The sequence below is a fragment of the Bacillus sp. FSL E2-8887 genome, assembly GCF_038007205.1.
GTDB classification, from domain to species: domain Bacteria; phylum Bacillota; class Bacilli; order Bacillales; family Bacillaceae_G; genus Bacillus_A; species Bacillus_A mycoides.
This window is the reverse complement of the sequence record NZ_JBBOWS010000001.1, coordinates 1,958,546-1,985,220: the sequence shown is the minus strand read 5'-3', so window position 1 is coordinate 1,985,220 and position 26,675 is coordinate 1,958,546. Positions and strand designations below refer to the sequence as shown.

At 35.0% G+C, this 26,675-nt stretch carries 29 protein-coding genes and 8 pseudogenes; 13 read left to right on the top strand and 24 right to left on the bottom strand.

Features of this window, described 5'->3' with window-relative positions; all coding sequences use genetic code 11:
- Window positions 1-548: 548 nt before the first annotated feature.
- Together NSQ08_RS09950 and NSQ08_RS09945 are read right to left on the bottom strand one after the other, a co-directional pair.
- Window positions 549-734, bottom strand: a pseudogene (locus NSQ08_RS09950) (hypothetical protein); the annotation flags it as partial.
- Between the two features lie 516 nt (window positions 735-1,250).
- Window positions 1,251-1,472, bottom strand: coding sequence for a hypothetical protein (locus tag NSQ08_RS09945; protein WP_040963065.1), 222 nt, complete (start codon window positions 1,470-1,472; stop codon window positions 1,251-1,253).
- A 76-nt stretch (window positions 1,473-1,548) separates the two neighbouring features.
- On the opposite strand from NSQ08_RS09945, the gene NSQ08_RS09940 reads away from it, so the two are divergent.
- From NSQ08_RS09940 to NSQ08_RS09930, 3 genes and pseudogenes are all read left to right on the top strand, one after another.
- On the top strand, window positions 1,549-2,157 hold the full coding sequence (locus NSQ08_RS09940) for a hypothetical protein (protein WP_002012636.1): 609 nt from the start codon (window positions 1,549-1,551) through the stop codon (window positions 2,155-2,157).
- A 281-nt stretch (window positions 2,158-2,438) separates the two neighbouring features.
- Window positions 2,439-2,996, top strand: coding sequence for a site-specific integrase (locus NSQ08_RS09935; protein ID WP_340780094.1), 558 nt, complete (start codon window positions 2,439-2,441; stop codon window positions 2,994-2,996).
- Window positions 2,997-3,070: 74 nt separating this feature from the next.
- Window positions 3,071-3,175, top strand: a pseudogene (locus tag NSQ08_RS09930) (thioredoxin domain-containing protein); the annotation flags it as partial.
- A 302-nt stretch (window positions 3,176-3,477) separates the two neighbouring features.
- On the opposite strand, the gene NSQ08_RS09925 reads toward NSQ08_RS09930, so the two are convergent.
- Window positions 3,478-5,040, bottom strand: coding sequence for a P-loop NTPase fold protein (locus NSQ08_RS09925; RefSeq protein ID WP_340780092.1), 1,563 nt, complete (start codon window positions 5,038-5,040; stop codon window positions 3,478-3,480).
- Between the two features lie 84 nt (window positions 5,041-5,124).
- Window positions 5,125-5,406: pseudogene (locus NSQ08_RS09920) on the bottom strand (MrcB family domain-containing protein); the annotation flags it as partial.
- Between the two features lies 1 nt (window position 5,407).
- Between NSQ08_RS09920 and NSQ08_RS09915 the strand changes: the two are divergent.
- The 4 genes and pseudogenes from NSQ08_RS09915 to NSQ08_RS09900 all read left to right on the top strand — a co-directional run.
- Window positions 5,408-6,157 (top strand): annotated as a pseudogene (locus NSQ08_RS09915) (pre-toxin TG domain-containing protein); the annotation flags it as partial.
- Window positions 6,157-6,588: an SMI1/KNR4 family protein gene (locus NSQ08_RS09910; RefSeq protein WP_340774092.1), complete on the top strand. Its 432-nt coding sequence runs from the start codon at window positions 6,157-6,159 to the stop codon at window positions 6,586-6,588. The pseudogene NSQ08_RS09915 and the gene NSQ08_RS09910, both read left to right, overlap by 1 nt.
- Window positions 6,589-6,792: 204 nt before the next feature.
- Window positions 6,793-6,987 carry a hypothetical protein gene (locus tag NSQ08_RS09905; protein ID WP_012260894.1) on the top strand — a complete coding sequence of 65 codons (195 nt, stop codon included), beginning with the start codon at window positions 6,793-6,795 and terminating at the stop codon, window positions 6,985-6,987.
- Between the two features lie 18 nt (window positions 6,988-7,005).
- Window positions 7,006-7,263, top strand: a complete 258-nt coding sequence (locus NSQ08_RS09900) for a hypothetical protein (RefSeq protein ID WP_016086718.1) — start codon at window positions 7,006-7,008, stop codon at window positions 7,261-7,263.
- 14 nt (window positions 7,264-7,277) lie between these two features.
- Here NSQ08_RS09900 and NSQ08_RS09895 read toward each other — a convergent pair.
- Together NSQ08_RS09895 and NSQ08_RS09890 are read right to left on the bottom strand one after the other, a co-directional pair.
- Window positions 7,278-7,697: pseudogene (locus NSQ08_RS09895) on the bottom strand (N-acetylmuramoyl-L-alanine amidase C-terminal domain-containing protein); the annotation flags it as partial.
- Window positions 7,697-7,792 (bottom strand): annotated as a pseudogene (locus NSQ08_RS09890) (DNA (cytosine-5-)-methyltransferase); the annotation flags it as partial. The pseudogenes NSQ08_RS09895 and NSQ08_RS09890, both read right to left, overlap by 1 nt.
- 131 nt (window positions 7,793-7,923) lie before the next feature.
- On the opposite strand from NSQ08_RS09890, the pseudogene NSQ08_RS09885 reads away from it, so the two are divergent.
- Window positions 7,924-8,127 (top strand): annotated as a pseudogene (locus NSQ08_RS09885) (exosporium leader peptide-containing protein); the annotation flags it as partial.
- On the opposite strand, the gene NSQ08_RS09880 reads toward NSQ08_RS09885, so the two are convergent.
- Both NSQ08_RS09880 and NSQ08_RS09875 read right to left on the bottom strand, forming a co-directional pair.
- On the bottom strand, window positions 8,114-8,509 hold the full coding sequence (locus tag NSQ08_RS09880; RefSeq protein WP_445686594.1) for a hypothetical protein: 396 nt from the start codon (window positions 8,507-8,509) through the stop codon (window positions 8,114-8,116). The pseudogene NSQ08_RS09885 and the gene NSQ08_RS09880 sit on opposite strands and share 14 nt — an antisense overlap.
- A 22-nt stretch (window positions 8,510-8,531) precedes the next feature.
- Window positions 8,532-8,666 carry a hypothetical protein gene (locus tag NSQ08_RS09875; protein WP_256491187.1) on the bottom strand — a complete coding sequence of 45 codons (135 nt, stop codon included), beginning with the start codon at window positions 8,664-8,666 and terminating at the stop codon, window positions 8,532-8,534.
- A gap of 611 nt (window positions 8,667-9,277) precedes the next feature.
- Here NSQ08_RS09875 and NSQ08_RS09870 point away from each other — a divergent pair.
- The 3 genes and pseudogenes from NSQ08_RS09870 (at window position 9,278) to NSQ08_RS09860 (ending at window position 11,263) form a co-directional block, all read left to right on the top strand.
- Window positions 9,278-9,601, top strand: a pseudogene (locus NSQ08_RS09870) (site-specific integrase).
- Between the two features lie 43 nt (window positions 9,602-9,644).
- Window positions 9,645-9,959, top strand: coding sequence for a thioredoxin family protein (locus tag NSQ08_RS09865; RefSeq protein ID WP_000658777.1), 315 nt, complete (start codon window positions 9,645-9,647; stop codon window positions 9,957-9,959).
- 422 nt (window positions 9,960-10,381) lie between these two features.
- On the top strand, window positions 10,382-11,263 hold the full coding sequence (locus tag NSQ08_RS09860) for a cation diffusion facilitator family transporter (RefSeq protein WP_340780091.1): 882 nt from the start codon (window positions 10,382-10,384) through the stop codon (window positions 11,261-11,263).
- Here the strand turns inward: NSQ08_RS09860 and NSQ08_RS09855 are convergent.
- The 5 genes from NSQ08_RS09855 to NSQ08_RS09835 form a co-directional block, all read right to left on the bottom strand.
- Window positions 11,253-11,888 carry a phosphatase PAP2 family protein gene (locus NSQ08_RS09855; RefSeq protein ID WP_002127255.1) on the bottom strand — a complete coding sequence of 212 codons (636 nt, stop codon included), beginning with the start codon at window positions 11,886-11,888 and terminating at the stop codon, window positions 11,253-11,255. The two genes, NSQ08_RS09860 and NSQ08_RS09855, sit on opposite strands and share 11 nt — an antisense overlap.
- Before the next feature lie 77 nt (window positions 11,889-11,965).
- Window positions 11,966-12,721: a sporulation protein gene (locus NSQ08_RS09850; RefSeq protein WP_340774070.1), complete on the bottom strand. Its 756-nt coding sequence runs from the start codon at window positions 12,719-12,721 to the stop codon at window positions 11,966-11,968.
- Window positions 12,703-13,524: a serine/threonine protein kinase gene (locus tag NSQ08_RS09845; RefSeq protein ID WP_340774067.1), complete on the bottom strand. Its 822-nt coding sequence runs from the start codon at window positions 13,522-13,524 to the stop codon at window positions 12,703-12,705. Before NSQ08_RS09845 ends, NSQ08_RS09850 begins: the two co-directional genes overlap by 19 nt.
- The gene (locus NSQ08_RS09840) at window positions 13,524-13,706 is read right to left on the bottom strand and encodes a hypothetical protein (RefSeq protein ID WP_063219597.1); all 183 of its coding nucleotides are present in this window, start codon (window positions 13,704-13,706) and stop codon (window positions 13,524-13,526) included. The genes NSQ08_RS09845 and NSQ08_RS09840 overlap by 1 nt, the downstream gene beginning before the upstream one ends.
- A gap of 110 nt (window positions 13,707-13,816) precedes the next feature.
- The gene (locus tag NSQ08_RS09835; RefSeq protein WP_002012644.1) at window positions 13,817-13,996 is read right to left on the bottom strand and encodes a YozD family protein; all 180 of its coding nucleotides are present in this window, start codon (window positions 13,994-13,996) and stop codon (window positions 13,817-13,819) included.
- 149 nt (window positions 13,997-14,145) lie between these two features.
- On the opposite strand from NSQ08_RS09835, the gene NSQ08_RS09830 reads away from it, so the two are divergent.
- Complete coding sequence (locus tag NSQ08_RS09830) at window positions 14,146-14,313, top strand: DUF3930 family protein (RefSeq protein WP_000456534.1); 168 nt, start codon at window positions 14,146-14,148, stop codon at window positions 14,311-14,313.
- Window positions 14,314-14,317: 4 nt separating this feature from the next.
- Here NSQ08_RS09830 and NSQ08_RS09825 read toward each other — a convergent pair whose 3' ends face one another.
- The 10 genes from NSQ08_RS09825 to NSQ08_RS09780 form a co-directional block, all read right to left on the bottom strand.
- Window positions 14,318-14,980 (bottom strand): hypothetical protein, encoded by a 663-nt coding sequence (locus NSQ08_RS09825; RefSeq protein ID WP_002012647.1) that lies wholly within the window; start codon window positions 14,978-14,980, stop codon window positions 14,318-14,320.
- Between the two features lie 273 nt (window positions 14,981-15,253).
- Window positions 15,254-15,469: a YozE family protein gene (locus tag NSQ08_RS09820; RefSeq protein ID WP_002085796.1), complete on the bottom strand. Its 216-nt coding sequence runs from the start codon at window positions 15,467-15,469 to the stop codon at window positions 15,254-15,256.
- Window positions 15,470-15,541: 72 nt separating this feature from the next.
- On the bottom strand, window positions 15,542-15,814 hold the full coding sequence (locus NSQ08_RS09815) for a YokU family protein (protein WP_002085797.1): 273 nt from the start codon (window positions 15,812-15,814) through the stop codon (window positions 15,542-15,544).
- Window positions 15,811-17,229, bottom strand: coding sequence for a lysine 2,3-aminomutase (ablA, locus tag NSQ08_RS09810; RefSeq protein WP_002012651.1), 1,419 nt, complete (start codon window positions 17,227-17,229; stop codon window positions 15,811-15,813). Before ablA ends, NSQ08_RS09815 begins: the two co-directional genes overlap by 4 nt.
- A 210-nt stretch (window positions 17,230-17,439) precedes the next feature.
- A complete protein-coding gene (gene rocR / locus NSQ08_RS09805; protein WP_002012652.1) occupies window positions 17,440-18,825 on the bottom strand; it encodes an arginine utilization transcriptional regulator RocR in 1,386 nt (461 codons plus the stop codon).
- 178 nt (window positions 18,826-19,003) lie between these two features.
- A complete protein-coding gene (ablB, locus tag NSQ08_RS09800; protein ID WP_340774051.1) occupies window positions 19,004-19,903 on the bottom strand; it encodes a putative beta-lysine N-acetyltransferase in 900 nt (299 codons plus the stop codon).
- Window positions 19,900-21,168: a peptidase gene (locus NSQ08_RS09795; protein ID WP_002012655.1), complete on the bottom strand. Its 1,269-nt coding sequence runs from the start codon at window positions 21,166-21,168 to the stop codon at window positions 19,900-19,902. The genes ablB and NSQ08_RS09795 overlap by 4 nt, the downstream gene beginning before the upstream one ends.
- Before the next feature lie 15 nt (window positions 21,169-21,183).
- Window positions 21,184-21,846 carry a CoA transferase subunit B gene (locus NSQ08_RS09790; protein ID WP_002127246.1) on the bottom strand — a complete coding sequence of 221 codons (663 nt, stop codon included), beginning with the start codon at window positions 21,844-21,846 and terminating at the stop codon, window positions 21,184-21,186.
- A complete protein-coding gene (atoD, locus tag NSQ08_RS09785) occupies window positions 21,831-22,529 on the bottom strand; it encodes an acetate CoA-transferase subunit alpha (protein WP_002085805.1) in 699 nt (232 codons plus the stop codon). Before atoD ends, NSQ08_RS09790 begins: the two co-directional genes overlap by 16 nt.
- The gene (locus NSQ08_RS09780) at window positions 22,526-23,836 is read right to left on the bottom strand and encodes an aspartate aminotransferase family protein (protein WP_033708325.1); all 1,311 of its coding nucleotides are present in this window, start codon (window positions 23,834-23,836) and stop codon (window positions 22,526-22,528) included. The genes atoD and NSQ08_RS09780 overlap by 4 nt, the downstream gene beginning before the upstream one ends.
- A gap of 801 nt (window positions 23,837-24,637) precedes the next feature.
- On the opposite strand from NSQ08_RS09780, the gene NSQ08_RS09775 reads away from it, so the two are divergent.
- The gene (locus NSQ08_RS09775) at window positions 24,638-25,387 is read left to right on the top strand and encodes a DUF4397 domain-containing protein (RefSeq protein WP_340774040.1); all 750 of its coding nucleotides are present in this window, start codon (window positions 24,638-24,640) and stop codon (window positions 25,385-25,387) included.
- Between the two features lie 33 nt (window positions 25,388-25,420).
- Here NSQ08_RS09775 and NSQ08_RS09770 read toward each other — a convergent pair whose 3' ends face one another.
- Window positions 25,421-26,554, bottom strand: a complete 1,134-nt coding sequence (locus tag NSQ08_RS09770) for a BA2291 family sporulation histidine kinase (RefSeq protein ID WP_002031784.1) — start codon at window positions 26,552-26,554, stop codon at window positions 25,421-25,423.
- Window positions 26,555-26,675: the final 121 nt, after the last annotated feature.

The following is a 26,675-nucleotide window of genomic DNA, read 5'->3' as shown; positions in this document are numbered from 1 at the left end:
TATTTCATATTTTATTATTTCAATATTCCTTTATTATCGTTGAGTTGTAAACATTCTCTTTAAAACACTTTAAAATCAACACTTACTCTATAACAAATACTTTTTCATCCTTTAGAATTACCTGTAAGCATTATATTCAAATATTATTATTGTAAATTATTGACCTGTACAAACGTATAATTTTTGTGTATTCTATGGAAAAGGAGTAAGGTAAGAGTTACTCTTTGCCATTTTAGGAAAGGCCCTGTTGGAGACAACAGGGCCTTTTTTCATAAACTAAATCGGTAAGATCCCCTAACTAGTAAGCTTTCTTTACCTAAACATCATGCATTTCTTTTTGCATACACCGCTACTCTTCTTCGACTGTTTCGTTTACAATCATCAGACACTATTTAACAGTACATAGTTCATTTATCCAGCACTTTCAAAACAGCTTGTACACCGTTAAAATACTTCATGCACTACAAATAAATTATCCGTTCTTGTACAGGATGAGTATAAATTTTGGAATGTCCTGATATTAAATTACTTACAAGGTTTCATACCACTTATACTTTTGGAGACGGGAATCTTGCAGCTTCAAAATGCGTACTATCTTCTACATTACTAATAACTCCAGCTACGCTACTTTGTGCAAAAATCTCGACTAAATCCCCTGCACTCAATTGAATTATGGATGAAACAGCTACAACATTAGCAAAGTTTATTGGACCAAAAAAATCATTATCTATTTCATAGACACCATTTATCAAACACTCCATGTTTCTTCACCTCTTGAATATTTTTTAAATAAAAATACATACTATTTTCAAGTCGTCGTGTCCACGGCTAGTACTTCTTTCTTTTGTTACAGTAGTAAGCAGGCAGGTTCTTCACCTATCTGCTTTCTCTGTATATTTTTTTAGATATCGAAAACACTACCTACAAGCTGTTTGAACTAGCAGCTTCACTCTTCTTGTAATGGGAAAGCAATTTATCACAATTAGCTAACTCATTCAACTCACAGGCAGACAACCAAAATTGTTGTCTGCTTTTTGTATGGAATTTTTCATTTTGCATATACTACTTTTGAGCCTGTTTACCAACGCAAGCCATTTTGGTGTTTTGAATTCCGACTAAGCTTTTATGTTGCACAGATTATTACATCTTTGACAACACTGGTTAAAAGCGCGTTTTCTGGTTATTCGTAGTTCTAGTCCAGAATAATTTTCCTCCTATAAAGGACAGCAGGTACGACTGCTCGTCCTTTTTTATTGCCCCAAATACTTTTGTAACAATTCCAACGCTTCATTAATGCTCCCATTTAAATCATCAAGTTCAGCATCTTCTGGACACTCCTGCAAAATCACTACCGCTCGACTTATGACATCTTGTAACTTTTCGATATCGATAGAAGTTGTAATAATTCCCTCTTGTTCTTGCGAATCAGCTTTACCATAGCCATTGTGCATGGACATCGGGTTTTCTAGCATCTAGCTCACCCCCTTAAAAAATGCAGGATTTTCCTTTCCATTATCGAATTAGTAATGTTTGAAAAGGGGGTGTAATATGGCAGAAATTAAAGTAGGACTTACACAATTTTTAGACTTCACACTGAAAAGTAGTGCAGCTAAAACAAACTTTGTGAAAAATCTAAAATCTCAACCGGAATACCAACCAGCTTTTGATTACTGGAAACAATTACGAGACACTGTTATTAAATTTCATCAAAACGAACTACCTTTTGAATGTTTCGAAACATTAGTGCAAACGGTTGATCAGAAGAAAAAGCAAAACTACATTGATGTCATAAAACAGTACAAAAAATTTATTAAAAACAAAGACGTCTCTTGGTTCGATCCAGGTAAATCACATTGGATATCAGATGATTTAATCGTCCGCTCATCACCTGAACTCGGTTTGCTCATTAATGATGAGCCGCATCTTATCAAACTGTTTTTCAAAGGAAAAAAAGAGCGAATTGATAAATACAACATCAACTCAACGCTGACATTATTAAACGAATCGACATTTTCAAATGAACATAACGATGTGAATTATACGGTTCTTAACATCCAAAAGAACAGAATGTATACGAATAACTCTATTAATAATGATCATTTAATAGCGCTTGAATCAGAAGCTAACCAGCTTTGTTATATATGGAATAAGATGTAAAGAGTACTATTCATCTCTTTCAATACCTTTTCCATGTATAATTTGGGCACAATTTTCACAGATCCTATCAGTTTAGCCCACCCTGCATTGTTCCTCACGAACAATGCAGGGTGGGCGTTTTTTCGAAAATAGTTTCTTTAACCATTTCCGTATCCTAACTCACCTCCTCTGAAAGAGTGATATAATGAGCTCTTTCCACTAAATCAGCGTTATCCCCCTGATTTTTAATTGATGAAGAAGTTCTTCGTTTTTTAGAACATGCAAAAAAAAAACGTTATTATATCGCTTATCTTCTTGCTATTACATGTGGAATGCGTAAAGGTGAAATCTTAGGTCTACCAAGGAAAGAGATTGATTTTGAGAGACGAACGTTATCTGTTAATCGATCCCTCTCTCATATTACAAAGGAATTCCATGAACCAAAAACATCTTCTGGAAAGAGATTGCTTGTTTTACCTGACATTACATTAATGGCACTTCAGGAACATCTTCAAAAAATCTCAGAGGAAAAAGAGAGATATGGTGAAGGTTATAATGACTACGATTTAGTGTGCCCAACGTATAACGGTAACCCATGTGATTTCAGAAGTTTGACACAGCTCTGGAAAAAGCTGATAAAGAAAAGTGAGGTTCCTGATATTCGGTTCCATGATCTGAGACATACTCGTGTAACAATTATGTTAAAACAAAGTATACATCCAAAGATTGTAAGTGAACGATTAGGACATAAAAGAGTAGGCATCACATTGGAAACCTACTCACATGTTGTACCAGGACTTCAGGAAACTGCGGTGGATCAATTTGCAAACGAATTATTCGGAAAGAAAAACTTTTGTTAGAAGTTTTCGTTTCTAGGCAAAAACACCGCCTAAATAACCCCAAATATTATAAGTGAAAAAGGAGCAACAAAAACATGAGAGAAATCAAGTCTGACAAGGAATTCAAAGACATCATCGCAAGCGAGGAGCCAGTAGTTGTTAAGTTCTTTACTACATGGTGCCCAGATTGCGTGCGGGTGAAGTAGTACGTTTTATGCATGATTATGCAACGTTAATAATCGTTAATATATAAGGGTCTAGGGGACATATCAGCGACCATTTCCCTCTTACCATTACTAAGAAGTATTCGTTTAGTTTGCATTTTCGTTTGCAATCTCGTTTGCAAACTTGTTAGCACTTTTTTATATTTCTTCTATTACATAAACCTTCACAAACACATTATATTTACTTACTAATTGCTCCGATTAATTTTTATTATAAAAAAAGAGCTTAGCTAAGTAGCCAAGCTCTTTTTGAAGCATTATTTAGAGAATTTTCTTTCCTAATCTTTATTATGTATAAAATAATTCGTGTATTTTAAATATTTATTATCTGACGATTCTTCGACAGTTGCTGCTATCTCAACATTTTTATTTTTATCACTAATATCAATTTCAAGGAAGTCGATAATAAATTTTTGTAATTCTTTCTTTTTTTCTATATCCATTACATCTTCCTTTTCTTTGTTTAATTTTTTTAATAATAGTAAAGCATACTTCAATCTTATAATTTTCCGGGGCTCTACATCTGAAGCGCACTTACATATTGTATCTTTAATGACCTGACGTTCTGTCAATGTAAATGACGGAACATCCCTCTCTTCGGGTACCTCTAACTCTACTGGATATTCGGACTGTTCTTTTGTTGCTATGTCTTCCAACCCTTCTTGATCCCCGAATCGTTGCATTAGTTCTTCACTCTCTAATTCATCATGCCCTTCAAATAATCGTGCCGATTCCTTATTTGTACCCTCATTATCACCTTCTATATCATTTCCATCAAATAAATGATCCACCAAATTTCTATAATCAATACTATCTTCAAGATAAAGAGACAAATCTAGATACTTATCCATGTATTCTTTTCCTAATTTATAATAATTTACATAAACATCTTTATCTTTTCCTTCAACAAATCCATTATAATTCTTATAACTTTGAATAAATAATTGCTTATCTTCTAAAGATATATTTCGTCCTATAATAGGAAACAGCACATCATGGTTAAATGAAAATACACACGAGATGGTGGATTTATTATTCGTCTCGTTATTATTATTTTTTTGTTTTTCTAGTAATCTTTCTTCATTTAAGGATTTGAATAATTGAATGCATTCAATTATATCTGGTAATAAATCTTTATGAATTCGATCTAATTCATCTAATATTAATAATATCTTAATATCCTTTTTTTTCGGAACACCATTTAGCAAATTTAACAAAAGTTTATATTCATTAACACTTCTCGAATATGTATTATCTATACTTCTATTATCCGTTAAAAACACATTTTCTTTAAATATTGATGATATGCTTTTCACTAAAGTATAACAAGCGGTAACTATCGTGATGAGAAAAGTAATCTCTCTTAGATTCTGACTTTCTCCCATTAATAAAGGCATAAATTTGTAAATAATAAAACCAAAGATACTACCAATCCCTAAAATACTTATCCATCTATTTTTACCTTTTAACCATTCCCAAAAATTACGAGCAAAAAACCTAGTTTTAAAAGAAATAAACTTCCATTTATAGTTGAACCTATCTTCTTTGTCTTTATCTTTGTTTTTATCTTTGCCTTTAGAAATTTCATCTATCAATTGATTAAGTATGCTAACCCATAGTTGATCTTTCTTATCGAATACAGAACAATCTACTTTACAAACCAAATATTCATTTTCATCCGACTTTCTTTCCTTTATAGCATTAGAAAGCATTTGAACAATGGAGCTTTTCCCCATCCCCCATCTAGCGAATATCCCCAGATAAAATGACGAATGGTTATTGTCAGTATATTCCGTATAAAAATTACTTAATTCCTTGACTAGAACATCTCTTCCTAACAAATCCTTTTCAGTTATTTTATCACTTTGTGCATCTTTCCCCTGAGGATTTGAGTCCTGTGTTTCGGGGCTGTTTAAATTAACCCGACTAATATATTGCTCGTAATATTGAATCATCTCTTGTAGGTCTTCAACTAGCTCTTCCTCACCTGGCATTTCTTGAACACTGTAGGAAATATAAGCAGCAGTTGAATTTTCATGTCCTCTTGCTTTTGGGCTTGTACCAAGAAAGATGTCATCATCCTTTTTAAACTTTTCTGACATCGTGATAACTTCACGAATCTCGCGTTTAATCCTTTCCCTCCCTTCTTTTGTAGTTTCGGTCACCCCCTGTGTTAATGTTAAATAAAGCCGCTGCATATCTTCACTTAATCAAGATGTTACAATGGAAGAAGGTGCAATGTGTGGTAAACCTTCTTCGGAGGAACAAGGATTTGATGGTAAAAAACTTGCTAGGGATATAGCGGGTGAAATAAGTGGTGAATATGATGTTCGTCGTGTTTGGGATGGTATTGATCCATCTACTGGCGAAAAACTTTCGGGGTGGGATCGTGCTGGGGCAGGTGTCATGGCTGTAGCCGGCCTTACACCCTTTGGAAAGATAGCTAAAGTAGGAAAAGGAGTTAAAATGACTGCTAAGGCTACTGAGGCTGCAAATACAGCTAAAAAAGTCACTGCTGGGACAAACAGCGGAGCTAAGGGTACGGGTGAAATTAATTATGTTCATTTTAATAAAACACATAAAGATTCCTTACCTAAGCCAAAAGGAGATGGGCCAAATGGTGGGCGATTACAATCTCATCATGGATTACAACAAGAATGGGCAAAAAATAATTTCAGTCAGTATGGGTATGATTCGAAACTTGCTCCAACAATAACTGTCGAGACTGGAAAAGGACTACCACATACAATCATTACTAATGCTCAAACTGCGAGACGAAATGAACGGGTGGCTTCAGGGGTAGGGAAATGGAGTACTACTTTACAAGAAGAAATGCAATTCATGGTGGGTGATTTAACTAAAGCTGGTTTTTCACGTGATACTACTAGCCAAGTTCTTGAACAACAATACAAGATGCTAGATAAACTAGGAGTTAAATATGAAAGGATTGATTATTAATGAACAGATTAGATAATATCAGTAGTGTGTATAGAATTGATGCCAAAAAATCTCCTTCGAAAGAAGAAAAAATTAAAGCGCTTCAGGATTTTTCAACAATAGATGTACCTACAGAATATATAGAAATAATTCAGCTAGCTTCAGACATTGAAATTAATGTTAACGACCAAATTTATATTCGAATTTGGGGAGCTTCGGGGTGCATTGAAATGAATGAAGCTTATGAAGTGCAGAAATATCTCCCGAATTCACTCGCAATTGGTGATGATGAAGGAGGCGGTGCATTAATCTATCTACAGGGTAAAGATGGTTTTGGAATATACTATAACAGATTCACAGATTTGGATATTGAGGAGGCAGTGAAAATTGCACCATCGCTAACCGAATTATTAGAAAATAATGTAGGTGTGAATACTTTATTAGACATTTAAAAAAATTTAGAGACCTTGATTGGCTTGCCTTTCAAGGTTTTTTATTGGTAACGATATAGGTTTTGTAACAACTATGCTATTTTTTACAAATGTTTTAGATTCCAGTGTATGGGGGTAGTGACAGAGTTGTTGTCATAGACCGCAAAGTATGATTCGATAAAATTATAAAAAGTGCACCGTACACTTTTTGAAAAAGGTTTACCGATGAAATATGATGAAATAAATGAGTACTATAGAAAACAGGCGGAACAAAACGCCATAGAGAAAACTAAGGAGACTCCAGAAGATGGAGAACGTAAGAAGCAAGAAGATCATCAAAAGCTAATGGAAAATATCTATGGAGAAGAAATGATAAAAAACGGTGAATTAAATATGAATAAAGAAACATTTGGAGAATAAATAAGGAGGCCTTTATATATGGCAATATGTTTATTAATGACTAAAGAATTTGAAGATGAAGAAATTGTTGTTTATCAATACTATCCTTCTGAATCACCCGATAAAATAGGAAAAATGTATTATAATAAAAAAGAACGAATGTTTTATGACTTAGAGCAGGCTCTAGTAGATTCAGAAACAATGAGAGAACATTATTTTAATTGTGCATGTACTAGGATTGTGCGATGTCTTAAAAGAAACGAAGACTTTCCTGACAGCATGGCATATGAAGCATAAGAAAGTGAACAAATATATTCGTAACCCCATTTACCCTCAGGTCTCGTATCCATCCACCAAGTAATTTTATCTAATTCAGTATTAGGTAAAACCTCAGTTTGGATGTAACATAATCCTGTTAGTGGATTGGTGACAACAGTACCTTTTGTTCCTCGCTCATTCATCGCTTGAAGTGCTTCGTTTAAATAATTTGTACCGAACTCATAAGACTTAACGTATTGATAACCCTTGTTTGAAGCATCATTTCCAATAGATTGTTCCGTTCCATTTGTAAACCAAGATAAAGATTTGCTTCCAACTAAATAATTCAAATCACATATATCGATACCAGGTACATTTCCCGTTTCGGTATATTGCCAAATATCACAAGGATACGCTGGTTTATTACCGCCATAACGTGGAATCCATACAAAGTCATATTTCACGTTTGCCATTCTACATAATCAATTGCTTTATGATCTATCCCTAAATTAACAAGTGCCTTTCTTGGCGCTCCGATTCCTCCGAATAATTCAAGTATTTTAATCAAAGCCACCCCTCCCTTCTTGCTATTAAAATAGCGTTTTTATTAAATTTCCTAAATACAACCGCTTGTCCATTACACTTTGCTCTATCATTGCATTTACTATTAGTAATACGAACTTTTAGAGGTGAATTATATTGGACGAGTTTTTATCTTCTACTGCATTAAATCCGTGTTCGATTGGGCCGACACTTTCACCTATGCAACCCTTTCAATTCCCTACAGGTCCCACTGGTTCAACAGGTACTACTGGACCGACCGGATCAATCGGGCCAACTGGGAATACGGGATTGACAGGGAACACCGGACCTACTGTTATTACTGGACCTACTGGCGACACCCGTTGATTTCCCGCATTATTGTTGGTCCTCTCCATATACCAGCTTGCTTCCATTCCTTTTTCATTTTCCCGACATAAGAAGGACTACGATCATACATAATGCTAATATCTTTATCTGGAATGCCTTGTTGATTCAATTCGCGCACACGCTCCGGAGTAAGTCCGATGGGTTTGTCTTTTCGTTTTCCACCGTGCTCTTTCGGTTGTGTATCAAAATATCTACCCAACTGACGTAATTCTTGACCAGTCGGGCAGTTTTTACAAACACTAATACTAAAACAAGCATTATCTGAACGATTGTAATAACAACGTCTGCATTTCTGCTCTATGATATCGCCAATTTCGTATGTGATTTGGATGCGTTCTACTTTCGTTTCACTCATTAACCGAATTATTTCACATACACTATTCACTATCGATGCCATTCTTCTCTTCCCCCTTGAATAATTTTTCCAAATCAATACATACTATTTTCAAGCCGTCATATTCACGGCTAATACTTCTTTCTTTTGTTACAACAGAAGCAGGTAGATTCGTCACTTATCTGCTTTCTCTGTATATTTTTTTAAATATCTAAAAGACTACCTACAAGCTGTTTGAACTAGCAGCTTCACTCTTCTTGTAATGGGAAAGCAATTTATCACAATTGACTAGCTCATTCGACTCGCTGGCAGACAACCAAAATTGTTGTCTGCTTTTTGTATGAGATTTTTCATTATACATATACTACTCTTGGGCCTGTTTACCAATGCAAGCCATTTTGGTATTTTGAATTCCGACTAAGCTTTTTTATTGCATAGATTATTACATCTTTGACAACACTGGTTAAAAGCGCGTTTTCTGGTTATTCGTAGTTCTAGTCCAGAATAATTTTCCTCCTATAAAGGACAGCAGGTACGACTGCTCGTCCTTTTTTACTTATACTGCGTACTTTCCTTTTGGGTAGCCTTGAACAACATTGCTCACGCTGCTCCCCTTTTCCCATTCTGCAAACCTTTGTAACCAAGCTCCCCAACGTTCTTGTATGGAAGGATATTGATTTTGACAGACGTACCTTATCTGTTAATCATTCCCTCTCGCATATTACCAAAGAGTTTCATGAGCCTAAAACATCTTCAGGAAAGAGATTAATTGTTTTACCTGAAATTACTCTGCTGGCTCTTCAAGGACATCTTCAAAAAATCAATGAAGAAAAAGAACGGTATGGCGATGGAAATAATAATTATGATTTAGTTTGCCCAACCTATAATGGTAACCCATGCAATTTCAGAAGTTTGACACAGCTCCTGAAAAAGCTTATAAAGAAAAGTGAGGTTCCTAATATTCGTTTGCAGGATATAAGGCGTAAATCCGAAAATCGTAAGTAAACGATTAGGACATAAAAGAGTAGGGATCACATTAGACACCTACTCATATGTATACCAGACCTACAAGAAAAAGCAGTCGAAGATTTTGCAGTTACGGATTTTGCATAAAAAATACTAGCTTATCCGTGTGACATTGAGAGGAGTCAAAAACATGAAAGAAATCAAATCTGAACAAGAATTCAAAGACATCATCGCAAGCGAGGAGCCAGTAGTTGTTAAGTTCTTTACAACATGGTGCCCGGATTGCGTGCGTATGGACAACTTTATCGGAGATGTAATGGAAGAATTCAATAAGTTTGAATGGTATTCTATTAATAAAGATGAATTCCCAAGTATCGCGGAAGAGTATCAAGTAATGGGTATTCCAAGCCTGCTTGTTTATCAAAATGGCGAGAAGCTTGGCCACTTACATAGTGCTAACGCAAAAACTGAAGAGCAAGTTACTGAGTTTTTAGAAGCATACTAAGAAACGAAAAACCTCTGAAAATATTTTCAGAGGTTTTTCGTTTTTAAAATGCTATTTGTATTTTTCTCTTTATAGAAAATGAACATTTTTATATTATTCTCCTCTTCTTATCCACTAATTTTTTATCATTTCTTATATATTACTCCCACGAGGAATTACGAAGAGTTATTTTGTGAAATATATATATGAATGGAATTATGCGAATCATTATTCACGCCACCTTCTCCTATACCATAATCATCGTTAATGGTTTAAACAATTTTCCGCTTTGTACTTTTCAACATTTTTTTCCTTAACGAAACTTTGTTATCCCCTTCTTAAAAAGCTATAAAACGTCAACAATGTTTGTATAGACCCACACGAGTTTCGTTTGATACTCTATGTATAGAAAGAAATTCCTTGTAGAAAGGCGAGTGATTAAAATGGATTCTCTTTCTCATAAAGAAGCTGATAAAGGTGCTATTGTCAGCATTATAGCCTACATATTTTTATCCTCTATGAAAATCATCATCAGTTATATTACCCTCTCTAGCGCATTACGTGCTGACGGTTTGAATAACTTAACGGATATTGGTGCTTCTTTAGCAATATTAATTGGCCTGAAAATTTCTCGTAAGCCTCGTGACCCAGATCATCCATATGGGCATTCGCGTGCAGAACAAATCGCATCACTTGTTGCTTCCTTTATTATGGCAACGGTCGGATTAGAAGTTGTTATTAGTGCAATTCAATCGTTTTTCAATCCGAAACAAGCAGCACCTAATGTACTTGCTGCATGGGTAGCTTTATTTTCTGCCGTCGTAATGTATTTCGTATATAAATATACGAAAAAGATTGCGATTCAAACAAAGAGTAAGTCGTTAGAAGCCGCTGCAAAAGATAATTTATCAGATGCACTCGTAAGTATTGGTACAGTAATAGGTATAGTCGGATCACAGTTCAAAATGCCTATTTTAGACCCTATTGCCGCTTTAATTGTCGGTCTTATTATTTGTAAAACCGCATGGGAAATTTTTGTAGAAGCTTCTCATATGCTAACAGATGGAATTGACCCTGAAAAAATGGATGAATATGCTGATGCTATCGGGCATATTTCAGGTGTAGAACATATTGTAGATATTCGCGCTCGTATGTATGGAAATCAAACGTATGTAGATATTACAATTGAGGTTGATGCTCGAATGGATGTACGCGAAAGCCATTGTATCACTGACAATATTGAGGAAATGCTTCGAAAAAAATTCGGAATTTACCATGCTCATATTCATGTGGAGCCCATGCAAAAAGAACCTATTATGACATAGGTTCTTTTTTAATGAACGCCTTATGAAATATAATACATAAAACGAGCCAGCTACCGCCCGCTGCCCATCCGGCTAATATGTCAGATGGATAGTGCACGCCAAGATAAATTCGGCTAACTGAAATAGATAATACAACGAAGCTTGCTATAAAAATAATCAGCAACTTTTTATGCAATGAAATACGATCTTCTGTAATTGTGACGTATGCAATAAATCCTAAAAAAGCAGTAGCATTCATCGTATGACCGCTCGGAAAGCTATATCCAGTTGCTGTAACAAGCTGCGTCACATCAGGTCGTGCTCGTTCATACCATAGTTTGAGCATACTGTTCAAATAACGTGATCCGTAATAATTAATTGTTAGAAGTAATGCACTTAATATTTTTTTTCTAAGAAGAAAATACATTACAAGTATAATGAGTAACGGGAAATATATTCTTTTTGAACCGATAAAGGACACCCAAGTAAAATAGGTTGTCAAATACTCGTTTCGGAAACTTTGAATAAAGTGTGCGACTACATTATCAAATTTTTCAATACAAGCGGTATGATACGAAAGTGATAGTGCGACAAAACAAATGAGTAGTGTACAACTTAACAAGTATAAATGTCGGTATCGTTTCACATACATAACCTCACTATGCAAAAAAATGGAGCGGTTGTTTTAGTTTTCCTCTCCATTTCTTTTTTATGCATAGTTTATTAAAAAATATTATTGTTAATTTTTTGCTGCATCGTTGGAATATCTTCGCTTGTTACTGTAAAGCGAATAACCTTCTCATCAAGATCAAGCGCTTCTGCGAATAAACCAGCCAATCCACGTGATTTTCTATCTACTTCCATAATAATTTCTAATCGATCGTGGGCACTTGGCAAAATTAATAATTCTAATTCATCTAATTTCCCATAATACTCTCCGGAGACTGGAATAAACTCAAATTCTTGCGCGAATGGAACTTGCTTACGTAATCGATACGGTAATTCTTCGCATTCTACATGACGCGCTTTAAAACCTAATTGATTTACACTATTTAATACACTGTTCAATAGTGCATTCGGCAATACTTGAATATAATCACGGTCACTTGGATCAATACTACGTTTAATATCAAGACCTGTATGAACCCAAACCGTTTTCATTCCAAGTGTTAGCGGTGCTTCAATTGGCATTAAAAATGAAAATGGAATTTCCACTTTTTCATTTGGCTCTACAGAAAATGGATCTGTTAAACGAACTCGCTCCAAATCATACGTTGCAGTTACTTTTTTATCATCCACTTCTCTTACATATGACGTCGACAACGTTAAGTAAATGCTTTCAATTTCTTGGCTAACTGAACCTCCAGTTATATGAACCTTCCCTACTATCTCTTCTCCAACTGTATACTCATCTCTTTCAAGAACAGTATCTACTTTTGCACTTCCAATTCCAACGCTTGCTAAAAACTTTTGAAACATGGGTTCTCCATCCTTTCTAAAGCGTAAGCTACATCTTTTTTCAAATCTTGTACATTTTCATAGTATGGCGCTTTCATTTGTAACATTCGCATCAGCATGTCGCGATTATATTCTTCCAGCGCTAACTCTTCATACCAAGGTTTTTCCTTTTTTTCAGTCGCTTCATAACTAGCATACAATAAAAATAATACGAAATGACCGAGCGCATAAAAGTCGCTACGAAAGTGAACTTCTCGCATCAAAGCTTGTTCACCTTCATAAGTTATAGCTCGCTCATCACCCTCACCTTTCAATTTAGCCAATCCAAAATCAATAATACTAATCTGATTTTCTTTCATTAATATGTTTGGAATACGTAAATCTCGGTGAATGATACCTTTACTATGAAAATACGAAACAATTCCTAGTACTTCATATAAAATTTCAAAAACTTCACGTTCATCATATACTTGCCCATCTAAGAAAATATGATCTTCGAAATTTCCCCCCGGCATATACTCCATCACAAAAAAGTTCTTTTTCTCCCATATGAAATGATCATGTAGATTAGGAATTGACGCATGATTTAATGTTTGTAAAATCACTTTCTCTTGCTCAAATGATTTTCTACCAGACTCATATCTTTGTTTACTTTGCCTTAATTGTTTTAAGACTTTATATTTATTTATTTGTAAATCATTAACGACATATGTAACCCCATAACTGCCCATTCCAATTACTGATTCAATCTTATAACGCTCTGCAACGATTGTATTTTTTCGCAGTGGTCTATCAAATAAAGCTAGTATACGACGCCATTTCATCAGCTACTTGAAAAGAAACTACGGCTTTTACGTTTTCTTTTATAATGCTGATGCCCATAACCAGATGAACGTCGTTTATAGTCACTACTTGAATAAGAGCGCCCTCTATGACGATGATCACTACTTGAATACGAACGATGTTTTTTCTTTCCTAATAAAGAATCAATAATTTTTTTGAACATCCCTTCACCTCTTGTATAAAATTTTCTTTTAATTATACCAACAATTCTTGTCTATATTTGTGACAAGTTTGTAAAGAGTAAAAAACGACGAGTTAAGCCCGCCGTTACTTTCAATCTTCCTCTTCATCAAAAACTTCATCAATCATGCATTTCTCTAATAAATACTCAAATGTAATATCCGCCAGGTCCTCAATTTCTTCTCTTTTTGGAACGTACCCTCTTTCAATTAGTCGCTCATAAAAAAACTCCGCAATCTCTTCCGTGTCAATTACGACTTCAATTTCCTTCATGAGCATCACTCCTTTATTTCTGTTTTATGAAAAAATCTCAAAATTATGTATATGAGATTAGAAAAATAGTTTTTCTTTTTTTATAAGTCATATCATGTAGGTAAAGGGCATACGATGTTAGTACAAGCTATCCAAAGGGGGAAATAATAATGGAATACCAATATGAAGTAGATCAAGAAGTAGGGCAAACAAAAGAAGAGTTCATGCATGAAGATCAATGGGCAGACTCTCTTATTAAATGGCTTTTTATTTTTTTAATAATTGTAGGCATACCTTATACTGCATATGTTGTTGTTCAATTTATTCTCTCTTTCTAGTTAACTATTTTTTCTCTGTCAATTTAACTAAATAATTTTGAACAACATCCATAACAATTTTATATTCTTCATCTTTAAATGTATCGAATAATAAATGATAATCATTATAAATATCTAATAACCCATCAATAATTTCTTGGCGATTCGTCTTTACACTTACTTTTTTCGAATTGTTAATCGACTTCAATTTTCCTAAATCCAATTTATTCATACCAGCTTTATCTTGTTTCATTTTCTTCAAAATTGCATTTGCCGTTTGTGCATTGGCAAGTAATGTTAAATCTGATTCATCAGCTTCTAACCATTCACCATCAGTAATTCGTGACAATTCATATATAGTATCTTCCCATGCATCATTTTTATATCTCCATACTTCTGTACGAAAACCAACAATACGAAAAACATCTTTATCATATCCAGTTACTTGCACGAGATCACCAAAAGTAAAGTTATAATTTAATTCAATCCACTCTGTGTCGCCCTTTTTCATTTCCTGCTCTGTTACATGCTGTAAAGTTTGCTCAACGTAAAACCCATCGTGATTATTTACTTCGTATACGTAAACTCCATCTAAAACTTTCATATTTGTAACTTTCCCAACGGTTCCATATAGCGTAATCACGACTATGTCCCCTACGTTATATTTAGGTTGTTTTTTCCTTGCCATCAATATCTCTCCTTTTTTAAACGTCGTGATTTTGATAACAGTATATGCAACCTACATAAAAACGCTTATCACAGAAGCTTATATTCATAAATTTTTTCAATAAAAAAGTAGAATTTGTATATAACTTAAAAAAGCTAGTATTTAAACTAGCTTTCACTTTTCATTTATGTTCTAACAACAAGACGTATTGTAAATAAAAAAGCATAATGAATACTTCACTTCTTTCAAAGTAATGTATTCATTATGCTTTCATTTCCCTAAAACTTCATATCGTTATCTCTCTTGTATATATAAATCCCATGCATCATCAAATATAGACATACTTTCTAGCATTCCACTTAACTCTAAGTATGAACTAATTACATCATAGTCTTCAGATTGCTTCGGAAAACTTAAATCATCATACATCGCCTCTGCTAAATCTGATATTTCATTTTTAAATAAAGCTGCACGGTGCTTCATCATATAATGGTAAAATGTCTTTTTCAAAAATATTCCCTACCTTTCTAACTTGGGTACATTATACAAGGCAAAAAAGAAAAAAACCAGCATAAAAGCTGGTTAAAAGTCGAAATAATTCCTTTTTAATAAACGTGGTCTTCCCATCAACTCTTCGTATGTTAGTTGTTTTGGCAAATCTTTCGTATAAATTAAAAACAACTGATCTTCAATTTCTTTTACAGTATGGTCTGCTTGATAGTCCATTCCACATGAGGAACAAGTAATACATGGTGTCTCTTGGATTTCAATGGCTTTCGTACCATCTGGTAATTCCCAATATACAGTATTCAAGCTTTCTTTCGCTTCTGTACTGTCACACCACATACAATTCATACTACGTCACCCTCATTTTTTTTGTCATCATCTAACTTTGCTATTTGTGCTTGATATTTTTTATCTTTTAATTGATCACGCTTATCACGTTTATCTTTTAAAGAAGCATGCGTTTCATTGACTTCATAATCTTTGCGGCGATTCATACGTTGTAAATCATCTGGAACAAGATTAAATTTCTTATCACTCATCAATCCTGCAACGCCGATATCAGAACGTTTCTCTTCATAAGTCGGATAAATTTCTTTAAAGTAGCCTTCTGCTCTTCCTGGGATATAGTTTTCTGGTTCTGGATACGTTGTAATAACCCCTTCAAAGTTACGAAGAACAACTTTATCCGCACTTTGTGAAATTAAATAGTTTGGCTGAAGCGCAATTTTTCCGCCTCCACCCGGTGCATCGACAACGAAAGTTGGTACTGCATAACCAGACGTATGTCCACGTAAGCCTTCAATAATTTCAAGACCTTTCGAAACTGGTGCACGGAAATGACCGATACCTTCTGATAAATCACATTGATAAATGTAATATGGACGAACACGAATTTTCACTAAATCATGCATAAGTTTTTTCATAATTGGAACGCTGTCATTAATTCCAGCTAAAATTACAGCTTGGTTTCCAATTGGAACACCTGCATTTGCAAGCATTTCACATGCTAGTTTCGATTCTTCTGTAATCTCAATAGAAGTGTTAAAATGAGTATTTAACCATACTGGATGGTATTTTTTAATTATGTTACACAGGTTTTCTGTAATACGCTGTGGGAATACAACTGGTGCTCTCGTTCCGATACGAATAATCTCAACATGCGGGATTGCTCGTAAATTCTTTAATACATATTCTAAAATTTTATCATTAATTAGAAGTCCATCACCGCCAGAAATTAAAACGTCACGTACTTGTGGTGTTTCACTAATATAAGCAATCGCATCATCTAATTGCTTTTTCGGTACGCCCATTCCAATTTGTCCACTAAAACGACGACGTGTACAGTAACGACAATACATAGAACATTGATTCGTTACTAAAAATAGTACACGGTCTGGATAACGATGAGTTAATCCTGGAACTGGTGAATCTTCATCTTCATGAAGAGGATCTTCTAAATCATATTTTGTTTTATATAACTCTTCCGAAATCGGTACTGATTGCATCCGAATCGGACAGCGTGGGTCATCAGGATTCATTAGCCAAGCATAGTACGGTGTAATGTTTAACGGGATCGTTTTCGTTGAAATCTTAACGCCTTCTTCTTCGTCAGGTGTTAAGTTAATTACTTTCTTTAAATCATCTAAAGTTTTGATCGTATTCGTTAATTGCCAAACCCAATCATTCCATTGTTCTTCTGTAACATCTTTCCATAATTCAATATCCTTCCAGTGACGATTTGGTTTGTATACATCATGTAACATTGCTATTCCCCCTTTTTATACGCTCATCCTTTATATAAGCAATAATTATGCCAACTTCATATTCTTGATAAGTAAATGCGAGAAATACCCTATTATATAAGAGAATAAATATTTTTAAGTGCTGTACTAAAACGATATTTACTATCATATTCATTACTTGTTATATATGTAAACGCTCTTTTATTGGTGCAAACACACAAAAACCGCCGGTTATTCGGCGGTTTTGTCATACTTGCTCAGTTTATATTGAAGCGTTTGACGCGGAATACCTAACATTTTTGCTGCTTGCAAAATATTCCCTTCCGTTTCAATTAACGCTTGATCTATTAATTCCTTTTCCATTTGATGAAGAGCTTCCCTAAGCGGTAATATACTTTTCTTCTTCGGAAGTTTCTCTTTCCGAAATGTTCGTGGCAAGCAATTTGCTGTTAACGAATTCCCTTCTGTAATAATGACAGCATGTTCAATCGTATGCTTTAACTCACGAACATTTCCAGGCCATTGATAAGCTTGTAATCTTTCTTTCGCTTCCTTATCAATTTGAAGTACACCTTTTTTATAACTTTTATTATATTCTTTCAAAAAGTAAGACGCTAATAACAGTACATCCTCAGTTCTTTCGCGAAGCGGCGGGATATATAATGAAAACACATTTAATCGATAGTATAAATCAGTGCGAATTTTATTTTCTCTTAAACATACTTCTGGAGGCTGATTCATTGCAGTAATAACGCGAACATCTACTTTTCTCGTCTTATTATCACCAATGCGACGAATAACTCCATCTTCTAATACACGTAGCATTTTTGCTTGTAAATCGAGCGGCATTGAATTCAGTTCATCTAAAAATAATGTCCCTCCATCTACAAGTTCAAATAATCCTGCTCGTTCGATTGCCCCTGTATAACTACCTTTTGTCGTGCCAAACAGCAAACTTTCTAATAGCGACTCTGGCAAAGCTGCACAGTTTTGTGCAATAAACGGCTTATTTTTTCGTTTAGAAGCTTCATGAATCGCTTGCACAAATAGCTCTTTCCCCGTTCCAGTTTCACCATATATTAAAACATTCGCATCGGTTGGCGCTACTTTTTGTGCTAACTCTTTCGTCTGTTTAAAGCGGGAATCATCAGTTACAATTGTCTCGAATGCAACATGCTTTTTCACCGTTTTTTTGCTAGTCGATCGTTTTATTTTCGATTGTAGATCTACAATCGTATCAGTAAGCTTTTGAATAGTAGAATAATCTTTCGCAATTTCTACAGCACCAGCAATATTTCCATCTATTAAAATAGGTAACGTTGTATTGACCGTACAAACGTCTTCCCCATTTAAATTTTGGTAATGTTGAACTTGGTGTACGATTGGTTTTTTTGTATCTAATACTTTCATCAACGTACTTGTTTCTCTGGATAATGACGGGAATGCTTCTAATAAATGCTTTCCTAGCACATTTTCAATTTTAGATCCATCATGTTTTGCAGCAACTGTATTATAAAATATTGTAATCCCATTTTCATCTACTGCATGTATGGCCTCATCTATACTGCCCAAAATCGCTTCAATGACTTCCTGTGTCGAAACTGCTAGCAATGTCATCCCCCCTTTTGCCGAAAATCCAGCAAATTCAACGCCGAATTTCCGGCACCCTCTGTGCGATTATAAGCATGACGATTCCGTTCTATTATTTTGATGAAATGTATATATATTTTTATTGCTTATTTATGGTTAAGTGAAACTTTAATCAGTGGGGCTTTATTATTAACCCGACTCCCACTTAACTTCTTTGCTTTACAGCCGAATTTTGAGGCGGGAGTCTTACTGCTTTCGAATAGCTTGATAAATCTTTCACCCATATATTCATATCTTCCAACTTATCAAAAATGTAGCAATTATTCGCAAGCCTTCCCGTATATGTATAGCCTAATTGATGAAAGGCTGCATTCATACCGAAAGATAGCGAGCGAGCAATTGTATAAGAACAAAAAATAGATTTTTCTTGGAGCTCTTCCTCCAATTTAATTAACAGACTTTTCATGAAACCATGTTTTCGATATTCAGGTAATGTAGCACAATTCGTTAATTCTGCATTACCTTCTTTCACGTTCATTTCAGCAGATGCTGTACTAATAATTTTCCCCTCGAATTCATAAACATAGTAAATTGTATCGTCTTCCTTCATCGTCTGCTTTACATAATTCCCATCATTTAAAGGTGTCGGATACACTTCAAATACTTTTCCAAAGACAATTGCTAATTCTTCCGCATCCTCTTCTGTCGCTTTTCTTAACACAAATTCCTCTGGGACTATTTTTTCTTTCACTTCTTTTTCTTTTACACCACTTAAAATAGTATCTTCCTCAGTCCAATGAATACTATTTCGTCTTTCATCATTATGATATTTCACGAAGAAGTGCGCATCGTGCCCTTGAAAATAATGAGGTATCGTTGCTTCCAGTAAGAAACCGAAAGAGAGCCATGTTGAAACATGCTCTCCCTTTCCTTTAATAATACATTTAGTGAAAGAATGTTTCTTTGCTAATTCATCGATTGTTTGTATGATGCTTTCAACATTTCCTGTATAGTGATCAACTCTAATACGTTTATTAAAATAATCTAAAACCCCTTCTACTTTATAATGCTTTGTCTGTTCACTAAAAGATTCATAGTATTTCATTTTTTCACCTCACACCAATCTAGTAATGTACATGCAATTATTTTTGCGGCAGCAATCATTTTATCAACTTCTATATATTCGTTTGGATAGTGTGCTACTTTCGTCTCTCCTGGACCAAATACTATCGTGGGTACGTTAGCTATTTGTGTGAACAAACCTCCATCTGTTCCCCATGGCGAAGCTTCTATAATCGGCTCGTTCCCTTCGATTTCAACAAAGTTATGTTGAAGCGTTGTAATAAGTGGATGATTTTCTTCTAGTTCACCAGGAACCCATCTAGCCCCAAACCATTCTACTTCTACAGGATTTTTTACAAACCAACTATCCACATCTTTTAATTCACCAATCCAGCCCTCAAACTCTTCTTTTGCTGCCTCTATAGTCTCATTCGGCGCAATACCACATCTTCCTTCTAAAATTAATGAATCGGGAACAGAACTTGGCCAGCTTCCCCCTTCAATTTTCCCAACGTTAATTGGAATTGGAATCGGAATCCCCTTAAATAACGGATCTGTAATTCGACCATTTCTCTTCTCTTCTAATTTTCTCAAATGCTCTACAACAAACATACTTTTTTCAATTGCACTTACTCCTTCATAACGTGTACCACCGTGTGCTGCTTTTCCTTTTATATGTAGACGAAACCACATTGATCCTTGTTGTTTCGGAAAAAACTTCATATTCGTCGGCTCAGGAATAATAACGCCATCTGCCTTATATCCTCGTAAAATAGCAGCTAATGTTCCTGCCCCACCGCTCTCTTCTTCTATTACACTTTGAAAATGTATATCACCTTTTAGTTCAATACCAGATTCAATAATCGCTTCCATCGCAAGCATAAGTGAAACATTGCCGCCTTTCATATCTGTTGTTCCACGTCCATATATGCGGTTTCCTATTTTCTCTCCACTATATGGATGATGGTCCCACTGATTTACATCCCCTTCTGGCACGACATCAATATGCCCGTTTAAAATCATAGATTTCCCTTCGCCACTTCCTTTTAAAGTCGCTACAATATTCGGGCTATCTGTAAAACTTGTACGAGGTGATACGAAATAAGGGTGATCTTTCATTTCATTAAAAGCAGGCTCCCAAATATCAAGATCTAGACCTAACTCACGCAACTTTTCAATAACAATTGCCTGCGCACCACTTTCATCACCAGATACGCTCTTTTCTTGAATTAATCGTGTTAAAAATTTTACACTCTCTTCTTCATGACCCTCAATATAATCACAAACTTGTTTTTTTAATTGCTCCATATATTACAACTCCCCTCATTCAATTACTAGTAAATTTGAGCTTATATGAAAATCAGCTGTCGTATGTCGTTTTACATCTTCTACAGTATATGGACTCATTAATTCTTGTAAGACAAGTCCTCTTTGGGTCACTTCCATGACAGCCATGTCTGTAATAATTAAATCTACACATTTTTTCGAAGTTAATGGCAATGTACATTCCGAAACAATCTTTGCATTTCCGTATTTATCAACATGATTCATCACAACAACGACCCGCTTCGCTTTTTGCGCTAAATCCATCGCTCCTCCAATACCTGGAACGCGTTTTCCTGGTACAATCCAGTTCGCTAAATCACCATTTTCACTTACTTGTAACGAACCAAGTATCGTAACATCAAGTAATCCTTTTCGAATCATGCCAAACGCCATGCAACTATCAAAATAACTTGCTCCTGTAATAAGAGATGTTGGTAAACCAGCTGCGTTACATAAATTCTCATCTTCATTCCCTTTACTTGGCGTTGGTCCCATACCAACAATACCGTTTTCCGCATGAAACATAACATTCATATCTTCTGGCAAATGATTCGGTACAAGCGATGGAATTCCAATACCTAAATTTACAAGCATACCATTCTGAATTTCTTTCGCTGCACGTCTTGCAATCTTATCTCTTACTTCTACGCCCATACCCATTTCCAATTCACTCCTTCCGATGGCACGATATAATTTACAAATACACCTGGGACGACAATTTCTTCTGGATCTAAACTTCCAAGTGGAACAATTTCTTCTGCTTCTACAATCGTTATGTCACCAGCCATAGCTACGTGTGGATTCATATTACGAGCACTTTTATCAAATACAAGATTGCCAAACGGATCCGCTTTTTTCGCATATACAATTGCGACTTCAGCCGTTAAAGCTGTTTCAACTAAATATGTCTTTCCATTCATTTCAACTGTACGCTTTCCTTCTTCTACAATCGTATCAACACCAACGTCAACTAAAATACCACCAAGCCCTACACCACCAGCGCGAATACGCTCTGCGAGTGTTCCTTGCGGAGAGAATTCAATTTGCAATCTTCCTTCATTTAATTGTCTTCCCGCATTTGGATTTGACCCAATATGAGAAGTAACTAAAGATTTAACCCTTTCATTCGTAACAAGACGACCGATTCCTACATCAGGAAATCCAGTATCATTTCCTATTAAATTTAAATTTGTAATGCCTTTATCTAAAACAGCTTGAATTAAAGATGGAGGGGATCCGATTCCTCCAAATCCCCCAAACATTAATGTCATATCATCATGGAACAAAGAAATTACTTCCTCTATTTCTTTTAATTTACCGAATGTATTTGTAATAGTTGTCATGCGATACTATGCCCTCCTTTTTGCATCATCTCTTCCACGCTCTTTACAAAAATTGAAAGTAATTCATCTAACTCGGAATATGTAGTTGTCATTGGTGGTGCAACAAGCAGTGCACTATCCTCTTTTCCTGCTTGCCCTGAAACAGCTTGGTATAAGAGCAGTCCATTTTTAGCAGCAACTGAAATAAGCTCCGACGCTTTTGTAAACGGTTGCAATTCTATTCCAATTAGCAATCCTTTTCCACGAACATCGGCAATGATTGTCGATTGTTGCTGAACTTTCTGCAAACCTTTTAATAAATACTCTCCCTTTTCTGCTGTTTTTTCAGGTAAATTATGTTTCTCCATATATTCAATAACAGCTAAAGCCGTTGCTGCAGACAATGGATTTGCACTAAGCGTATGCCCGCTCATTACAGAACGTGATCCACGTAAAATTGGCTCCATAACACGGTCACTTACAACTGTTGCTGCCATTGGTGTATAACCTGCTCCTAGCCCCTTACCAAGGGTCATAATATCCGGTTCTACACCCCAGTGCTCCATCGCAAACCATGCACCAGTACGACCAAGTCCAGTCATTACTTCATCCGCAATAAATAATATATCGTAATGACTACAAATATCTTTAATTACTTTATAGTATTCTTTCGGTGGGACAACCGCTCCTCCAGCAGCTCCGATAATCGGTTCAGCAATAAAAGCTGCAATATGTTCTGCACCAATTCGATCAATCGCTCTTTCTAGTTCAGTCGCACAAGAAAGTTGACATGTTGGATATACCTTTTGTACAGGACATCTAAAACAGTATGGAGCTGGAATAGTCGGATAATCTTCCAAAATAGAAACGAAACGTTGTCTGCGCAGTGGATGCCCAGACATAGATAAAGCTCCCATTGTAATCCCGTGATAGCTCATCCACCGTGACAAAATTTTATGTTTCCCTTGAATGCCACGCTCCTGAAAATGCTGAATTGCGATTTTCATAGCTGTTTCATTTGCTTCCGTACCACTATTCACAAAAAAGCTCCAGTTCAAATCTCCTACACATAAATCACTTAACTTCTTCGCTAATTTTTCAGCTGGTTCACTCGTAAACTGTGATCTATAAACGAAAGCGATCTCCTCTGCCTGTTTTTTTATAACTTCTGCTATCTCTGCTACGCCATGTCCAATACCTGCCGTAATCGCTCCAGACGAACCATCAAAATATTTATTTCCGTTTTGATCATACAAATACACACCTTTTCCATGTGAAATCATCGGATACGGCTGACCAACAAGTGGTTTAATTAAGTAATCGCGCATAGCGCTCCCCCATTTCTCCAATTTGTATATGTATATGAAGAAAATTGACGTTTCTTTCATAAAAAAGAATCCTCTGCAAAAGCAGTGAATTTATCAAAAAACTATTATAAAATATACAAATGACTGCTAAATATTATTTTAAAAACAGAAAATTCAGAACTAAAAATGAAGACCAACCCTACCTGTACGCTTAAATACCCCTTCCTGATTTAAGATAACAGCAAATTGAATATTTTTTTAATATAATATCAACTTTCCTCAATTGCTGACATTGTGTAAACTTCGACGAAACTCCCGTTATTCTCCTTCCTATTATCCTACTTTATATTGCATATTTTCAAACAAAATTCGACATTTTACTTCGCCTCATTTATCATAACTATTTCTTAACAAATAGTACCACCTGTTTAGAACAATAAAAAAAGAACCGATTAACCACATTAATCAGTTCGGCACGACGCTCTTTTATCAGTATTACCTTATCCAACGCATCACTAAAATTAATAGAAATACTCATAATACAAATCCATAATTCGTCCCACAGCCTATAGCACCAAATCCTCCATAACTTCATTCCCAATAACTATGGGGATATCCCCATCCCAATGGTTCCACTCCTTCCATCAAAGTCAAACTACCTTTCCTTTATAATTTATGTAGGACAATTATCGATTTGTATGTGTGTTTGCCTATAAATAAAAAAATCCCCATTTAAACTTTTCCTTCTAGAAAGGCAAGTTTTTTGCATAACCTCTTTCTAGCTTCGCATATATTTGTAATGATGATAAAGGAGGAATGTTCATGACTCAATCCGAAATTGAAAAATACAGCCAAGAAGCTGCACGTTACGAACAGCTCGCTCGTTACTATCAATATAGCAATCCTAAAAGATATGTAGAACTCTATATGAAATACTATGATGCAATTACAAAACTTGTACAAGCATATGAAAAGAGAGATTCACAAGAAGCGACTTTACCGTCACATATGAGAATCTTCCACACAGCTCCCCATACACCAGCAGTTGATATTATAATAAACGGACAAAAGGTTATTAAAAATATTTCTTTTAAACAATTCAGTCCGTATTTATCATTAGTGCAAGGTAAATACCGTATTGATATTGTCCCTGTCGGAAACGAAACTCCAATATTTTCAGCATTAGTACCAATAATGGGGAATCACACTTATACCCTTGCAGCGATCAATAGCGATAATCATCTCCAATTACAACCCATTCTTGATAATACTCATTTACCATCTGGTCAAGCAAAAATACGATTTGCACATTTTTCACCAGACACTCCAGTTGTAAATGTAAATTTAAAAGATGGGGATCATTTATTTGAAAATGTACTCTTTAAGCAAATAACAGATTTTTTACAAGTTAGCCCTGGTACAGCAGATATTGAAGTTTCACTTGCTGATACAAAAAAAGTACTATTAACCATTCAAAAATTCAACGTTGAACCAAATACAATTTACACAATTTCAATAGTTGGTTATTCAACTGAGGATCCAAAATTAGAAACCGTTATACTTACAAATTAAAACAGTCTACACCATTCGCATGGTGTAGACTGTTTACTTTTGAAACGTAATTTGAAATTCTGTCCAATCGTTATCCGAACGACACAATATGGATCCTTTATGTTTTTCTACAATTTGTTTACATACAAATAGTCCAATACCAGTTCCTAGCTTTTTAGTAGTTACAAATGGCTCAAAAATGGTCTCTACATTGTCTGCTGGAATCATAGGTCCATTATTTTTTATAACAATGCGAACAGCCTGATCCTCTTCAAATACATCAATGATAATTTTCCGCTCTTCTTTCACCGATTCAAGAGCATCAATCGAATTCATTAAAATATTTAAAACTACTTGCTTCACTTCACTCCGGTAACCAACGAGTGGAATAGGATACGGCAAATTCTTTTCAATCAAAACATTTGCATTAACTAAACTTGGATATAAGAATTGTATAATATCTTGAAATAAGTCATTTACCAAAAAACGTTCAGATTCATTCCACATTTCTTTTTTCGATACAAGTAAAAATTGCGAAATCCTAAAATTTAATTGATCTAATTCATGTGAAATAATATCTAAATACGATAGATTAGGGTGATCTGTCTTCAATAACTTTACAAATCCCATAATCGAAGTTAGCGGATTACGAAATTCATGTACAAAACTAGCCGACATTTGCCCTAGAATCGTAAGCCTTTCTTTATGTGTTTCATTTATATATTGCTGTTTTTCTTCTAAATTCCTCGATATAATTTCTGAGTATTTTAAAACGGTATAATAAATTAATTTGTCAAAACAAGTATGTATTTTGGCCATAATCGGTTTCAGTTCTCGAGCGCTTACATCCAATTCGCACATCGCTTCAAAAAGTTCATTTCTTCCCACATTTGCATTGTAAACAAAATCTCCAATATTCGCATCTGCCCCTGCACGCTCAATGGCAATTTTCTCACATAATGGCTGAAGATAATTAATGTCTTTATCTTCCATAATAAGTTCGATAATTAACTCTAATAAATTCGCTCCATTTTGAACTACCTCTTGTTTAAATGGATCTTTTTCGGAAATTATCATTTTGTTTTTCCAGTTCTCTACGAATTGGTGCCTGTTGTTTTTCAAGTGCGAACAAAATACTTCTTTAATATCCTTATCGATTGGAAAAACCTCCATTCCCTCCATTTCCATACGACGAATACCCTTTATATTTTGAATATTAACACAAAAAATACATTTCGTTAATAGATTTTTGTCACATTTTGTTAATTTCTGTTGATAAAATTTATTTTTCCCTTCTTATATAAATAAG